Here is a 14431-nt window from a genome sequence, read left to right as displayed (position 1 = left end):
GTGCCCAAAATTCTCATCGTCGGTGGTGGCTACGCCGGTTTTTATACCGCGTGGAAGCTTGAGAAATGGCTGCGATCCGGTGAAGCCGAGGTCACCATGGTTGACCCGCTTCCGTACATGACGTACCAGCCCTTCCTCCCCGAGGTCGCTGCCGGATCCATCGAACCGCGCCACGCGGTCGTCGCTCACCGCCGTCACCTGCAGAAGACGAACGTTGTCGCTGCCAAGGTCACCTACATCAACCACGCCGAGAAGACCGCGACGATCACGCCGCCGATCGGTGAGCCCTACGAGTTCGCCTACGACATCGTCGTGGTGACCGCTGGCGCCGTCTCGCGCACCTTCCCGATCCCGGGTGTCGCCGACCAGGCCATCGGCCTCAAGACCATCGAAGAGGCCGTCGCGATCCGCGACACCGTGCTGCGCAACTTCGACCTCGCGGCGGCCCTCCCGGCCGGCCCTGAGCGTGAACGCCTGCTCACCTTCGTCGTTGTCGGTGGCGGTTTCGCCGGCATCGAGGCTTTCGCGGAGCTGCGCTCCTTCGCGACGTCGCTGCTCACCAAGTACCCCGAGATCAGCTTCGATGAGACGCACTTCCACCTCATCGAGGCCATGGGCCGCATCATGCCCGAGGTGTCGCTCAAGACGAGCCTCTGGGTCATCGAGAACCTCGCCGGCCGTGGCGCGCAGATCCACCTCGACACGCAGCTGAAGAGTGCCGTCGACGGCAAGATCGAGCTCTCCACCGGAGAGATCTTCGAGACCGACCTCATCGTCTGGACCGCCGGCGTCATGGCGAACCCGTCGATCGTGCGTCACACCGACCTTCCGATCGAAGAGCGCGGCCGGGTTCAGACCCGCGCCGACCTGCGCGTCGGAACCGAAGACGACATCGTGCAGGACGCCTGGGCGGCCGGCGACGTCAGCTGCGTGCCCGATCTCAGCGGCGGCGGCGTCGGCGGCAACTGCGTGCCCAACGCGCAGCACGCTGTGCGCCAGGGCAAGCTCATGGCCAAGAACATCGTCGCCGTCTTGCGCGGCGAAGGCGCCAAGGAGTACAACCACAAGAACCTCGGAGCCGTTGCCGGCCTCGGCGTCGGCGTGGGTGCCTTCCAGAGCGGCAAGTTCGCCATGACCGGTCTTCTCGCCTGGTTCGCGCACCGCGGCTACCACGGCCTCGCGATGCCGAGCTTCGAGCGCAAGTTCCGCGTGATCTGGGGCTGGGTGAACAACTTCTTCCTCGGCCGCGACATCGTCTCGCTCGGCGCCACGCAGACGCCGCGCGCGGTCTTCCAGGAGTTCGCATCGCGTCCGAAGCCCCCGGCCGAGGCGGCCCCCGCCGCCGCGGCCCCGGTCAAGACCACGGCCCCGCGCGCACCCCGTGCGCCGCGCAAGCCCACGGTGAAGGCCGCTGCTCCGACGACGGATGCGCCGGCATCCGCTGCCCAGGCCGCTCCCGTCGCCGAGACCGCCAAGGTCGACGCGAAGTAGCCAGCACCACCTGCACCCCGCGGAGCGCACAGCGCTTCGCGGGGCGCGCCCCCGTAGCCCAATCGGCAGAGGCAGACGACTTAAAATCGTTACAGTCTGGGTTCAAATCCCAGTGGGGGCACCACGAATCGACCTGCGCGGTAAAGCCGACAGTCAGGAATCCGCGTGCAGCTGGCTGATCGTCTTGTCTACCCGGCGGCTGCGAGTGTCCTCGGCCTTCGCCTCGGCGATGCCGCGAGCGAGTTCTTTCTGCTGGCTGTACGACAGCTTCTGCCAGGCCGCGGTTGCCGCGGGATCGGCCGCGAGTGCGACGGCGAGCGATTCCGGCACCTCGACCACGCGGGGCGCATCGTCGCGCTCGATCAGGACCTCGACCGTGTCTCCTCCGCCGAAGCCCGACGCGGCCCGGTGCTCAGAACTCAGCCCGACCAGATTTCGGCCGCCCATCACGGCCGTTCTGTTGCGGTAGCTGTAGCCGCCGTTCAGCGTGACGACGACGGGAACGCGCTTACCGCCGAGCTCGGCGACGACCTCGTCGGGGATCACGATGCCGACGTTGTTGCCGAGCTGCAGCAGGTCTGTGGTGAATCGGGGCATGGGTCCAGTCCGTTCTGGTCGCAATCCGAAAGCGACCATGCTAGCGCGGTCGTCCGGGTCGCATCTCTCCCGAATGCCGCAGCGGTTCAGCCGAGGCGGTCGAGGTAGCGCAAAATGATGCCCTCGCGCAGCGCCCACGGCGAGACCTCGAGCTCGTCGGTGCGAAATGCTCGCATCGCCTCACTCAGCACAATGCCGCCGGCGACGATCTGAAAGGTGCGGTCGGCGGTGATGCCGGGCAGGGCCGGGCGGGCGTCGGCCGGAATGCGCGCGAGGCGCGGTACCCAGTTGTCGAGTTCGGTGCGGCTGAGGCGCAGCCGGCCGCCGGAGCCGAAGCCGTCGGAGGTCGATCCCGCGAGCCGGGCGAGCGAGCGGATGGCTTTGGACGACCCGACCACGTGGTCGGGCGCGGGAAGCGCCGAAAAGGCCGCGACGGCATCCGTCAGCAGCGCAGCGGCGTGCTCGTGCAGTTTGCGCACCTGGCCCGGCAAGGGGGGATCGTCGTGCAGGAACCCGATTGTCGACCGGCCGGCGCCGAGTGGCAGTGAGATGGCCACGTCGGGGTTCTCGCCCGACCCGGCCGCGATCTCGAGCGAGCCGCCGCCGATGTCGAAGAGCAGGATGTTCTCGGCCGACCAGCCGTACCAGCGCCGCACGGCCAGAAACGTCAGCCGTGCTTCGTCCTCGCCCGACAAGACCTGCAGCGCCACCCCGGTCTCTTTTTCGACCCGTGCCAGCAGCTCGGGACCGTTGGTCGCCTCGCGCAGCGCCGAGGTTGCGAAGGGCAGCAGCTCGTCGATGTGATGTTTTGCGGCCACATCGGCGGCGTTCTGCACCGCCGTGAGCACGGCCTGAATGCCCTCCTTGGTGATGGCTCCCTCGGGAGTGAGATACCGCATCAGGCGCAGGACCGACTTGTCGGTGGCCATCGGCACCGGCGGAGCACCGTTATGGGCGTCGACAACGAGCAGATGGACGGTATTCGACCCGACGTCGAGGACTCCTAAGCGCACACTCTGACGATAGCGCGCGCTAGGCCTGCGTCGGAGCCACGAACCGTTGCCACGCCCAGGCACCGCAGCTGAGGGCGGCGAAAGCGGCGGCGGCAACCCACAACAGCGCGATCGTGCCGTCGCTCTGCCAGACGGCAACGACGGGGGAGAGCACGCCGAACAGCACGGTGAGCGCCGCGAGGGTCAGCCCGACCCAGACCAGCGGCGACCATGACAGGATGCTGCGGCCGCTGGTGCTGCCGATCGGCACGAGGATGAACACCGCCGAGCCGATCGCAGCGAGCACCAGGGTGTTGACGATCTCCGCGACCAGGGCTGTGCCGAAGTTCTCGGCGGCGGGCAGCACTCCCAGCACGAACCAGCCGAACACGGCCAGAGCGATCAGGCTCGCGGCCCGCACGGTGGCCAGCTGGCCACGGTGCGCCGGAGTGGCTCCGGCGACCACGGTCACGCTGCCGAGCAGGCCGAACAGCAGCGCCGGTTCCACGCCGAAGACCCGGGAACCGATCGCGGTGAGAAAGATCAGCAGCAGATAACGCGGCAGAAACGTGATGGTGGCATCGAGCTTCAGCACCCGCGAACTCCACGACAACGGGGCGATGGATGCGACGAGGTTGACCAGGAAAAGGGCGATCACCACGGCGACGAGTAACCGCAGGTACGCCGGTTCGCTGACGATCGGGCCGGAGAGCATGACGAGTGTCGCTGCCGCTACGAGTGCCGCTGCCCCCAGCAGCCAGCGGTTCAGCCGCACGGTGGGCGCGGTCTCGAACTCCTCGCGCACCCGGTTGCGGCCGGCGAGCGAGCTTCCGCGCCAGAACGGCCGACCGTGGCGTGCGCGCGTGATCGTGCCGGCGAGCAGCCGGGCCGGAACCGCCAGCAGCAGTACGGCGCCGACGGCGAACAGCACCGCCTGCAGCCAGGGGTAGTCGGAGCCGGTGAAGGGGGAGACGACCGCCGTCGTGAACCGCGTCGGATCGTTCCAGGTGCCGGGCTGCAGCGCGGCTAGGTCATCGCCTGGGTCGTCGGACGGGGCCGCTTCGGGTGTGCCCGGGGTCGTCGGCACCGGGGTGCTCGGAGCCGTCGTGGCGCTGTCGGTGGGGTTCGGGGCATCCGTCGCGTCATCGGTCGGAGCCGACGTGGTCGCTCCCGGCTGGGTCGGTGTGGTCGACGCCGAGGGGGACGGGCTCGCCGAAACTTCGGCGTAGAGCACCGACACGGCCGGGCTGCCGCCGCTCAGGTTGCCGGCCTCGTCCTCTTGCGCGGCGATCACGTTGTAGGTGCCCGCGGCGACGCCCCCGGCCGAGCACTGCCAGGCACCGCCGGATACGACGGCCGTGCACACCGAATACGCCCCGGCGAAGACGGTCACCGTGGCGCCGGTTTCACCGGTACCGGAGTACACCGCCCCCGCCGTGGACAGCCGCGCGCCGTCCCGCGGTGAGGCCAGCGCCGGCGCCGCGGGCACGTCCAGGTCGAACCGCACCGTCACGGGTGCGCTGTCGTTCGACGACGACGGCCCGCTGATGCTCTGTTTGGTCTGGCTGGCCGTGACGGCCACGCTGCCGCTGGCCAGAGTTCCCTCGATGAAGCACGCCCAGTGCCCGCCGGTGTCGGCGGTGGCCACGCAGGTCTGGCCGTTGGGCAGCACGGGCGAGACGGATGCGCCGGGCTCGCCGGTTCCGCGCACCATGCCGTTTGAGGCAGACTGGCCGCTCGGGCCGCCGAGAACCGTCGGGGCGCCGAGCACCGACACGGTGATCTGGTCGTTCAGCTGGGACTGCCCGGTGACCACGACGCGCAGCACGACGGATGCTCCGTTGGGCAGATTCGCGTCGCAGGTCCAGGTCGTCGTCCCGTCGGGCCTGATGATGCAGAGCGGATCTCCGCCGGTGGGCGAGAGCAGCTGGACTTCCTGGTCGGCCTCCCGGGTTCCTGCGACGGTCGTCGTGGAGCGCCCGATGAAGACGCCGTCCGGGGGACTCGAAATCGTCGGAACGCCTTCGAGCGTCGGCGACGGGGTGGGAGTCGTCGTGGCGGCGCGAGGCTCAATCGTCGTCGATTCTTCCGACACCGCTGAGACCGACACCCCGGAGAGCGCTGCCGCGGGGCCGGCTTCGGCGAGGACCGGGCCGAGAACCACGGCTGCGAGCACCGCAGCGGCTACAAGCGTGAAAGAGGATTGGCGAAGCCGCACTGATCTCGTCAGTAGTTTTCGCCACGATCCGGTCACGCGCCTCCCCGTCCCCCCATTTCACGGGGATACCGACGGAATGTCAATCTCTTGAAGGCGTCGGCACGACACGAAGCCTCATTCGTTATGCGGCAGACTGGCGAGGTCCGGTCGACGCGACCGACCACGCAGCCCGTGCGGCCGAGGGAAAGGCGGGCCGATGACCACCAGCGGCAGCATCTGGCGCAATTGGGCCCGCACCGAAGCCGTGCGGCCGGTGCGTGTCGAGCGACCGACGACGCCCGCCGCCGTTCAGCGCGCGGTGATCGCCGCCAGCCGAGCGGGCCTGCTCATCAAAGCGGTCGGATCCGGACACAGCTTCTCCGGCGTGGCGGTGGCCCCCGGGGTCCTGCTCGACCTGCACGACCTCGGCGGGCTGCTCGGCGTTGACCCCCACACGCAGCAGGCCACTTTCGCCGCGGGTACGCCGCTGCACCGCATTCCGGCGCTGCTGAAGCCGTGGGGCCTGGCCCTGCAGAACCTCGGTGACATCGATCGCCAAACGGTCGCCGGGTCCACCTCGACCGGCACCCACGGCACCGGCGGCAGCTTCGGCGGGCTCTCGACCCGCGTCGTGGCGCTCACCCTGGTGACCGGCGACGGCTCCCTGCTGCACGTGAGCACGACCGAGAATTCCGACCTGCTCCCGGCGGCGCGTATCGGGCTGGGCGCCCTCGGCGTGATCGTCGACCTCACCGTGCAGTGTGTGTCCGCGTTCCTCCTGCACGCCGTGGAGGGCTCCGAACCGCTCGACGATGTGCTCGGAAGCTACCTCGAACGCACCGAACGGGCCGACCACTTCGAGTTCTACTGGTTTCCGCACACGCAGGCGGCGTTGACCAAGACCAACACCCGGCTTCCACCCGGGGCGGAACGCAGCGACCATAAACGGCTGGCGCGTTGGTTCGACGACGGGTTCGTCGCCAATGACGTCTACCGGGCGACCTGCGCCCTGGGATCCGTGGTGCCGGCTGTGGTTCCCGGCATCAATCGGCTCGCCGAGCGCATCATCGGTCGCCACGAGTACACGGATGCCTCGCACCGCATATTCGTGTCGCCGCGCCGTGTACGCTTTCGCGAAATGGAATATGCCCTGCCGCGCGCGGCCGTTCCGGCGGCGATGCGTGAGCTGCGCCGACTCATCGAGCGCAGCCGCTGGATGCTGTCTTTCCCCGTCGAGGTGCGTTCCGCGGCCGCCGACGACGCCTGGCTGTCGGGCGCCTACGGTCGGGACACCGGTTACATCGCCGTGCACCGGTACTGGCGGGAGGACCCGGCTCCGTTCTTTCGTGACGTCGAGGCGATCATGCTCGCCCACGACGGGCGGCCGCACTGGGCCAAGCTCCACGAGCAAACGGCCGACTCGCTGCGCCCGATGTACCCGCACTTCGACGATTTCCTGCGCGTTCGTGACAGGCTCGACCCGGAGCGACGCTTCAGCAACCCCTATCTGGAAAGAGTCCTCGGACGATGAACCCCCGCACCACGAAACCTTGCTCTCTGAACTCCCGCACCGTGACGACCCGATGACGACCCCCGCCGCACGCGACTGGCCGCACCGGGCCGCCGAACTCGGCGGCCTGCTGCCCGACGGCTTCTCGGTGGGGGTGTCGTCCTCGGCCTTCCAGATCGAGGGGGCTGCCCGCGACGGTGGTCGCGGCGAGTCGGTCTGGGACGTCTTCACCAGCCAGGGCGGCACCGCCGCGGCCGGGCGAATCCGGGGAGGCTCCAACGCGTCCGTCGCCAGCGACCACGTCAACCGTTACGTCGAAGATGCCAAGCTGCTGCGCGACCTGGGCGTGGACACCTACGCGTTCTCGCTGGCCTGGCCCCGCCTGCAAGCGGATGCCCGCGGCGCCCTGAACGCCGCCGGCCTGGCGTTCTACGATCGCCTGCTCGACGAGCTGCTGGCCGCCGGCATCCGCCCCCGGGCCACGCTCTCGCACTGGGACCTGCCCGCCACCCTGCGCGGCGGCTGGATGAACCGCGACACCGCTGGCCGGTTCGGCGACTACGCCCACGAGGTGGGGGCGGCGCTCGGCGACCGCATCGACTCCTGGGTGACGCTGCACGAACCCGCCACGGTCACCGTCGGCGGCTACGGAATCGGCGTGCACGCCCCCGGCCGGGCATTGCTCTTCGACGCGCTGCCCGCGGCCCACCACCAGCTGCTCGCGCACGGCCTCGCCGTGCAGGGCCTGCGCGCCGCCGACGTGCGCGGCGGCATCGGCCTGGTCAACGCCTACTCGCCGGTGCTGTCCGCGACCGACCGCGACGAGGACCGCTCTTACGCCGACCTCGTCGACCTGCTCTACAACCGGGTTTTCGCCGACCCGGTGCTGCTCGGCCGCTACCCCGACCCGCTCGAACCGTTCGCCGTCGAACTGCGCACCCTGCTCGAGGCCGACCCCGCCGACCTCCGCACGATCCACCAGCCGCTGGACTTCTACGGCGTGTCCTACGTGCAGCCCACCCGCATCAAGGCCGGTCAGCCGCGTTCGGCCGTGCACGCGGTTGACCCGGATGCCCCGGCCGCGCCGGTCATTCCGGGCGCCGCCGCCCGGGCACGGCTGCCCTTCCACGCCGAGAAGCTGCGCGAGTTCCGGGTGACCGGCGACGGGGCATCCGTCGCCCCGGAATTCCTCGGCGTCGCCCTTGAGCAGCTGCAACAGCGCTACGGCGCCGCCCTGCCGCCGGTGTGGGTCACCGTCGGCGCGAGCACGGGCGAGGCAGCGGATGCCCGCGGCGCCGTGCACGACCCGCTGCGGATCGACTACCTGGCCGAGCACCTCGTGGCGGCACTCGCCGCGGTGCGGCCCGGAGGGGCCGCCGAAGGACTCGACCTGCAGGGCTTTCTGGTGCGCTCGATCCTCGACGGCTTCGAGTGGGAGGCCGGCTACACCGCGCGCTACGGCCTCGTGCACGTCGCCTTCGCCGATTCCCCGCGGGTCGGCACCCGCACCCCGAAGAGCTCCTATCGCTGGCTGCAGGACGTGCTCGCGAACCGCTAGCGCCGCGCCGCCGGGTCAGGGCGTGCGGCGGCGCAGGGTGACGGAGCCGAGTATCACCGCGCCCACGATCCACGCGCCGATGATCAGCAGTTCGCCAACGACGTAGGCGGAGTCCTCGGAGGCCGCCGCCACGGCCTGCAGCGCATCGATCGCGTGCGAGAGCGGAAGCCAGTCGCTGATCACGCGCAGCACGTTGGGCAGCTGGTCGCGCGGCAGGAAGAGCCCGCCGAGCAAAATCTGGGGGAACACCAGCAGGGGCATGAACTGCACGACCTGAAACTCGGTGCGCGCGAAGGCGCTCGCGAGCAGGCCGAGGGTCGTGCCGAGCACGGCATCCGCTACCGCGACGGCCAGCAGCAGCCAGATCGAGCCGGCGATCTCGAGGCCGCACACCCACACCGCGAAGGCCACGGCCACGGCGGACTGCACCACGGCGAGCAGCCCGAAGGCGAGCGTATAGCCGAGAATCAGGTCGCCCCGGCCGAGCGGCATCGACAGCAGGCGTTCGAGGGTGCCGGTGCGACGCTCGCGCAGGGTCGTGATGCTCGTCACGAGGAACATCACGATGAACGGGAACAGCGCGATCAGCGCCGGGCCAATGGTGTCGAACACCGGGGTGTCGGAGAACATCCACGCCATCAGCCCGATCAGCACGCTCGGCACCACGAGCAGCAGCCCGATCGTGCGGGGGTCGTGGCGTACCTGGGACAGCACCCGGCCGGCGGTCGCGAGGGTGCGGCGCGGGTTCATGAACGGTTCCCGTCGGTCGACGCGTGCCGCGCTCGGCGTGGCCGGGCCGGTGCGTCCGGCGACGGATGCTGGTCCGGCGACGGATGCTGCCCGATCAGCGCGAGGAACGCCGACTCCGTGTCGGCGGTTCCGGTGGCGGCCAGCAGCCCCGCGGGAGTGTCGTCGGCGAGGATCTCCCCGCCGCGCATCAGCAGCAGTCGATCACACCGGGCGGCTTCGTCCATGACATGGCTGGACACCAGCAGGCTCGTGCCGGTGGCGGCCAGCCGGTGGAACAGCTCCCACAGCTCCACGCGCAGCACCGGGTCGAGTCCGACGGTCGGCTCGTCGAGCACGAGCAGCTCGGGTGAGCCGAGCAGCGCCCCGGCGAGCGAGACACGGCTGCGCTGGCCGCCCGAGAGCGACGCGACGAGCTGGCCGGACTGCCCGCCGAGGTCGGTCGCCTCGATCACCCGATCCACATCCTGACGCGGGGCGCCGAGCACGGCCGCGAAGTACTGCAGGTTCTGCCGCACGGTCAGGTCGTCGTAGACGCTGGCGGTCTGGGTGACGTAGCCCACCCGGCTGCGCAGGCCGGCGGTACCCGCCGGTTCGCCGAGCACAGTGACCACGCCGCGCTGCACCACCTGCACGCCGACGATCGAGCGCAGCAGGGTGGTTTTGCCGCATCCGCTCGGGCCGAGCAGGCCGACGACAGCGCCCCGCGCGACGGAGACGGTCAACCCCTGAAGCACCGGATGTTTTCCCCGGCGAACGTGCAAATCGGTGATCGTGACCGCGGGGTACTCGGTGTGCTCCATACCCCGAACTCTTCTCAGAATCCGGGCCCACGTCAAGCCGGGTAGACAACGAGTTGCGAACGACGGCTCGAAAGTACCTAGGAGTGTGATGAGAAGCGGATGAGAGGCCCAGACTGCTTGGTTAGTATGAACGAAGCACCGCACGCCACCCGCCCGAACACCAGGCGGGTCGGACGCAATTCGTCAACACCGTGACACCTGTAACGTGCCTAATCTTGCAAGGAGACGCTGCCATGGAATGGCTCATCCCGGTTCTGATCGTCGTAGCCTTGGTCGCCATCATCGGCATCTACCTGTGGGCGACCTACAACTCCCTCGTCACACTCAACGTGCGTGTCGACGAGGCGTGGAGCGACATCACGGTGATGCTCAAGCGTCGGGCCGACCTGCTGCCCAACCTGATCGAAACGGTCAAGGGCTACGCGGCTCACGAAAAAGGCGTCTTTGAAAGCGTGACCCGTGCCCGAGCCGAGACCCTCGGCGCCCAGGGCCCGGCCGACGCATCCGTCGCCGAAAACCACATGCAGACCGCGCTGAAGAGCATCTTCGCCGTCGCCGAGGCCTACCCGCAATTGCAGGCCAGCCAGAACTACCTGCAGCTGCAGGGCGAGCTCGTCGACACCGAAGACAAGATCCAGGCCGCCCGCCGCTTCTACAACGGTGGCGTGCGCGAGATGAATACCAAGATCAAGGTGTTCCCGAACCACCTCTTCGCCGTCAACCTCGGTTTTAAAGAGCGCGACTTCTTCGAGGTCGCCGACTCCGCCGCGATCGCGGAGCCGCCCCGCGTGCAGTTCTAATCGCGTCCACTGCTAAGAAAGACACCCGATGTACAGCGCGATAGCAAAAAACAAGCGCAACACCGTCTTCATCATGATCTTCTTCTTCGTGATCATTGCCGGCCTCGGCTGGCTGGCGAACTACGTCTACGGTCCGCAGAACAGCTACGGCATTTTCATCGCTGTCGTCGTGATCGCCGGCCTTTACGTACTCATCCAGTACTTCGCGGCCGGCCGACAGGCGATCGCGATGAGCGGCGGCATCAAGCTCACGAGCAAGGCCGACCACCCGCGCCTCTGGCGCACGGTCGAGAACCTCGCGATCACGACCGGCAACCCGATGCCCGAGGTCTACATCATCAACGATCCGGCGCCGAACGCGTTCGCCACCGGCCGGGACCCGCAGCACGCGATCGTCGCCGCGACGACCGGGCTGCTCGACATCATGGATGACGCCGAACTCGAGGGCGTCATGGCCCACGAGATGGGCCACGTGCGCAACTACGACATCCGCGTGTCGATGGTCGTCTTCGGACTCGTCGTCGCGATCGGCTTCATCTCGGACATGTTCCTGCGCATGGCTTTCTTCGGCCGCAACAACAACAACGGCAACCCGGTCGTGATGGTGTTCGGCATCGTCGCGATGGTCGTCGCCCCGATCATTGCGACGGTGGTTCAGCTCGCGGTATCCCGGCAGCGTGAATACCTCGCGGATGCGACCGGTGCGCTCACCACGCGGCATCCGGATGCCCTCGCCAGCGCCCTCGCGAAGCTGGGGGCATACGGCCGGCCGATGCAGAAGCAGAACACCTCGATGGCCCACCTGTGGATCGCCGACCCGCTCAAGAAGGGGGCGATGGCCAAGCTCTTCGCCACCCACCCGCCGCTCGAAGACCGCATCGAGCGCCTGCAGGCCATGGGCAGCACGTTCTAACCCCCGCTCGATTCCGTGAGTGAGCAATTTATGCACTTCCCGAGCCCGGGAAGTGCATAAATTGCTCACTCGCGAGAGGGGTTAGCGCAGCTCTGCGGCAAGGGCGCCCGCGAGGGTGCCGCGCGGTGCCACCACGATCTCCCCGAGACCTTGCCAGGCGGCGGTCTCGCGCAGTACGGCGGCGAGACGACCGGCCGTGTCGGCGGGGACATCCGCTTCGTGCCAAGCCGCCTGCACCCGCAGCACCCCGTTCTGCCGGTCGTTCTTGAGGTCGACCCGTCCCACGATGCGGTCACCGAGCAGCACCGGCAGCACGTAGTAGCCGAACACCCGCTTCGGCTCGGGGGTGTAGATCTCGATGCGGTAGTGAAAGTCGAAGATGCGCAGGGCGCGCGCCCGCGCCCAGACGACCGGGTCGAACGGCGACAGCACCGCGGCGGCGTCGATGCGGCGGGGCAGGCGGGCGTCCCGGTGCAGCCAGGCCGGCGCACCCCAGCCGGGCACCGTCACCGGCAGCAGCTCACCGGCGTCTTCGAGATCCCGGATCGCCGCCAGCGCGGGCGCGGTCTTCAGGCGAAAATAGTCCGCGAAGTCCGCAGCAGTGCCGATGCCGTGTGCCCGCGCCGAGCGGCTCACCAGCTGCCGGTGCGCATCGACGCTCCCAATGTCCCGCCCGCGCAGCTCCGCCGAGAACACCTGCTGCGGCAGCGCATACACCCGTTCAAAACGGATGCGTCCGGCGCTCACCACATCCCCCCAGCGAAACAGCACCTCGAGGCCGGTCTTCACGTCGGACCAGCCCCACCACGGGCCGCTGCGCTTGTTGGCGTCGTGTTCGATCTCGCTCGCCCGCAGCGGCCCCTTCTCGGCCAGCTCGGCGAGCAGCCAGTCGAGCATGGGGCGGTTGGCGTTCGACCAGGCATCCGGGCTGTCCGTCGACCGGTCACGAAACTGCTGCATCCGCCAGTGGAACAGCGGCCAGGTGTCCAGCGGCACGAGCGAGGCCTCGTGCGCCCAGTACTCGGTGAAACGGGCTTCCCGGCCGGTGCTGAGCCGGTCGAGCTGTGCCTTGTCGTAGCTGCCGAGCCGACTGAACGCGGGCATATAGTGACTGCGCTCGAACACGTTGACCGAGTCGATCTGCAGCAGTTCGAGCCGGTTCACGAGGGCATCCAGCTGACGGATGCCCGGGGTCGCCACCCCCGACCGGCCGAAACCCTGCGCCGCGAGGGCAATCCGGCGGGCGAGGGCGGGCGACACCGACTGCGCGGGGGAACGCGGCTGAGTCGGAACGACGGACTGGACCATCTGACTGACTGTATCCGGTCGGCACCCCTCGTTCGCGGGCACGTCGGTGCTCATTCGCAGGGAGGCCGGTGTTCGTTTGCCGGGAGGTCGGTGTGGCGCCGTGCCACACGGGGCGCGCTCGGCTTGGTCAGTCCTAGACTGGCGGGGTGAGCGAATCCACGGGTAGGGCAGGCAGACGCTGGCGCGTGCGGCTCCGCGGGCGACCGGATTCCCCGGGTCGGGCCGTGACCCTCGCCGACCCGAGTGCCCGTCTCCCGCAGGTTCCGCTCCCGTCCGTTCCCGAGCCGCCCGTGCCGAACGGTGTCGACGAAAACCTGCCTCCGGGCATCCGTCTGGCCGCCGCCTGGTCGTGGCGCCTGCTCGTGATCGCGGCCGCGATAGCCGTCTTCGGCTTCGTCGTCATTCAGCTGCGCCTGATCGTCATCCCGCTGCTCGTGGCCGTGCTGGTCTCCGCTCTGCTGGTGCCGTTCGTCGCGTTCCTCGTTCGCCACCACTGGCCCAAGGGAATCGCCGTCGCCGTCTCCATGGTGGGCACTCTGCTGCTCGTCGCCGGGCTGATCACGCTCGCCGCAACACAGATCGCCGACGGTTCGGTCGGTCTCAGCGAGCGACTCGCCACCTCCTATGCCGGCTTCAAGGAATTCCTGCTCGTCGGGCCGCTGCAGCTGAGCGAATCCGAGATCAACAACTATCTCGACCAGCTCTGGACGGTCATTCAAAACGACAGCCAGGTCTTCATCAGCGGCGCGCTGTCGGTCGGGTCGTCCATCGGCCACCTCGCCGCGGGCGTTCTGCTCGCCCTGTTCAGCCTGCTGTTCATCCTGATCGACGGCAAGAGCATCTGGGGCTGGATCGTGCGCTTCTTCCCGCGCCGCGCCCGTGCCGCCGTCGATGGCGCCGGCAAGGCCGGCTGGGCCACGCTCGGCAACTTCGCCAAGGTGCAGATTCTGGTCGCCTCCATCGATGCGATCGGCATCGGCGCCGGCGCCGCCCTGCTCGGCGTGCCGATGGCCGTGCCGATTGCGATCCTGGTCTTTCTCGGCTCCTTCATCCCCATCGTCGGCGCCGTCGCGACCGGCATCGTCGCCGTGGTCATCGCTCTGATATTCAACGGATGGCCCATCGCGCTCGCCATGCTCGGCGTCGTTCTGCTCGTGCAACAGGTCGAGGGCCACGTTCTGCAGCCGCTGATCATGGGCACCGCCGTGAAGGTGCATCCGCTCGCCGTCGTGCTCGTCGTGGCGGCCGGCGCGCTGCTCGCCGGCATCCCGGGCGCCCTGTTCGCGGTGCCCATCGCGGCCGTGCTCAACGTCATGACGAGCTACATTTCGGGTGGCACCTGGCGCAGTGAGCTGCCTTCCCTGCCCGGTGCCGGCACCCGGGCGAGTTCGCCGCTCTGGAGCACGGTTCCGCAGAGCCGCCCCGGCTATGGCAAAACCAGCACCCGGGCCAGCCGCGCTTCCCGCGGCACTGCGACCATTTCCCCCACCGATAGAGAGCAACACCCATGACAGA

The 14431-nt window shown here is 68.9% G+C and carries 12 protein-coding genes and 1 tRNA gene; 7 read left to right on the top strand and 6 right to left on the bottom strand.

Features of this window, described 5'->3' with window-relative positions; translation table 11 throughout:
* On the top strand, positions 1-1491 hold the full coding sequence (locus tag D6T64_RS17215) for an NAD(P)/FAD-dependent oxidoreductase (RefSeq protein WP_119975912.1): 1491 nt from the start codon (positions 1-3) through the stop codon (positions 1489-1491).
* Between the two features lie 47 nt (positions 1492-1538).
* Positions 1539-1615 (top strand) — tRNA-Leu (locus D6T64_RS17210).
* Positions 1616-1644: 29 nt separating this feature from the next.
* On the opposite strand, the gene D6T64_RS17205 is transcribed toward D6T64_RS17210, so the two are convergent.
* The 3 genes from D6T64_RS17205 to D6T64_RS17195 form a co-directional block, all read right to left on the bottom strand.
* On the bottom strand, positions 1645-2088 hold the full coding sequence (locus tag D6T64_RS17205) for a YdeI/OmpD-associated family protein (protein WP_119975911.1): 444 nt from the start codon (positions 2086-2088) through the stop codon (positions 1645-1647).
* An 86-nt stretch (positions 2089-2174) separates the two neighbouring features.
* Complete coding sequence (locus D6T64_RS17200; protein WP_119975910.1) at positions 2175-3101, bottom strand: Ppx/GppA phosphatase family protein; 927 nt, start codon at positions 3099-3101, stop codon at positions 2175-2177.
* A 19-nt stretch (positions 3102-3120) separates the two neighbouring features.
* Positions 3121-5256: a hypothetical protein gene (locus tag D6T64_RS17195; protein WP_119975909.1), complete on the bottom strand. Its 2136-nt coding sequence runs from the start codon at positions 5254-5256 to the stop codon at positions 3121-3123.
* Between the two features lie 238 nt (positions 5257-5494).
* On the opposite strand from D6T64_RS17195, the gene D6T64_RS17190 reads away from it, so the two are divergent.
* Entirely contained in the window at positions 5495-6808 is a 1314-nt protein-coding gene (locus D6T64_RS17190) for a D-arabinono-1,4-lactone oxidase (protein WP_119975908.1), read from the top strand.
* A gap of 19 nt (positions 6809-6827) precedes the next feature.
* Entirely contained in the window at positions 6828-8345 is a 1518-nt protein-coding gene (locus tag D6T64_RS17185) for a glycoside hydrolase family 1 protein (protein ID WP_233551319.1), read from the top strand.
* Positions 8346-8360: 15 nt separating this feature from the next.
* Here the strand turns inward: D6T64_RS17185 and D6T64_RS17180 are convergent, their stop codons facing one another.
* Both D6T64_RS17180 and D6T64_RS17175 read right to left on the bottom strand, forming a co-directional pair.
* Positions 8361-9095, bottom strand: coding sequence for an ABC transporter permease (locus D6T64_RS17180; protein WP_119975907.1), 735 nt, complete (start codon positions 9093-9095; stop codon positions 8361-8363).
* Positions 9092-9895: an ABC transporter ATP-binding protein gene (locus tag D6T64_RS17175; protein WP_119975906.1), complete on the bottom strand. Its 804-nt coding sequence runs from the start codon at positions 9893-9895 to the stop codon at positions 9092-9094. The genes D6T64_RS17180 and D6T64_RS17175 overlap by 4 nt, the downstream gene beginning before the upstream one ends.
* 233 nt (positions 9896-10128) lie before the next feature.
* On the opposite strand from D6T64_RS17175, the gene D6T64_RS17170 reads away from it, so the two are divergent.
* Together D6T64_RS17170 and D6T64_RS17165 are read left to right on the top strand one after the other, a co-directional pair.
* A complete protein-coding gene (locus D6T64_RS17170; protein WP_119975905.1) occupies positions 10129-10695 on the top strand; it encodes a LemA family protein in 567 nt (188 codons plus the stop codon).
* A 28-nt stretch (positions 10696-10723) separates the two neighbouring features.
* A complete protein-coding gene (locus D6T64_RS17165) occupies positions 10724-11608 on the top strand; it encodes a M48 family metalloprotease (protein ID WP_119975904.1) in 885 nt (294 codons plus the stop codon).
* Between the two features lie 81 nt (positions 11609-11689).
* Here D6T64_RS17165 and D6T64_RS17160 read toward each other — a convergent pair whose 3' ends face one another.
* On the bottom strand, positions 11690-12916 hold the full coding sequence (locus D6T64_RS17160; RefSeq protein WP_119975903.1) for a winged helix-turn-helix domain-containing protein: 1227 nt from the start codon (positions 12914-12916) through the stop codon (positions 11690-11692).
* Between the two features lie 224 nt (positions 12917-13140).
* Here D6T64_RS17160 and D6T64_RS17155 point away from each other — a divergent pair, with 224 nt between their 5' ends.
* Complete coding sequence (locus D6T64_RS17155) at positions 13141-14427, top strand: AI-2E family transporter (RefSeq protein ID WP_233551318.1); 1287 nt, start codon at positions 13141-13143, stop codon at positions 14425-14427.
* The last annotated feature ends 4 nt before the right edge of the window (positions 14428-14431 follow it).

The sequence above is a fragment of the Cryobacterium melibiosiphilum genome, from assembly GCF_003602235.1.
GTDB lineage: Bacteria > Actinomycetota > Actinomycetes > Actinomycetales > Microbacteriaceae > Cryobacterium > Cryobacterium melibiosiphilum.
This window is presented reverse-complemented; position numbering and strand designations above follow the sequence as displayed.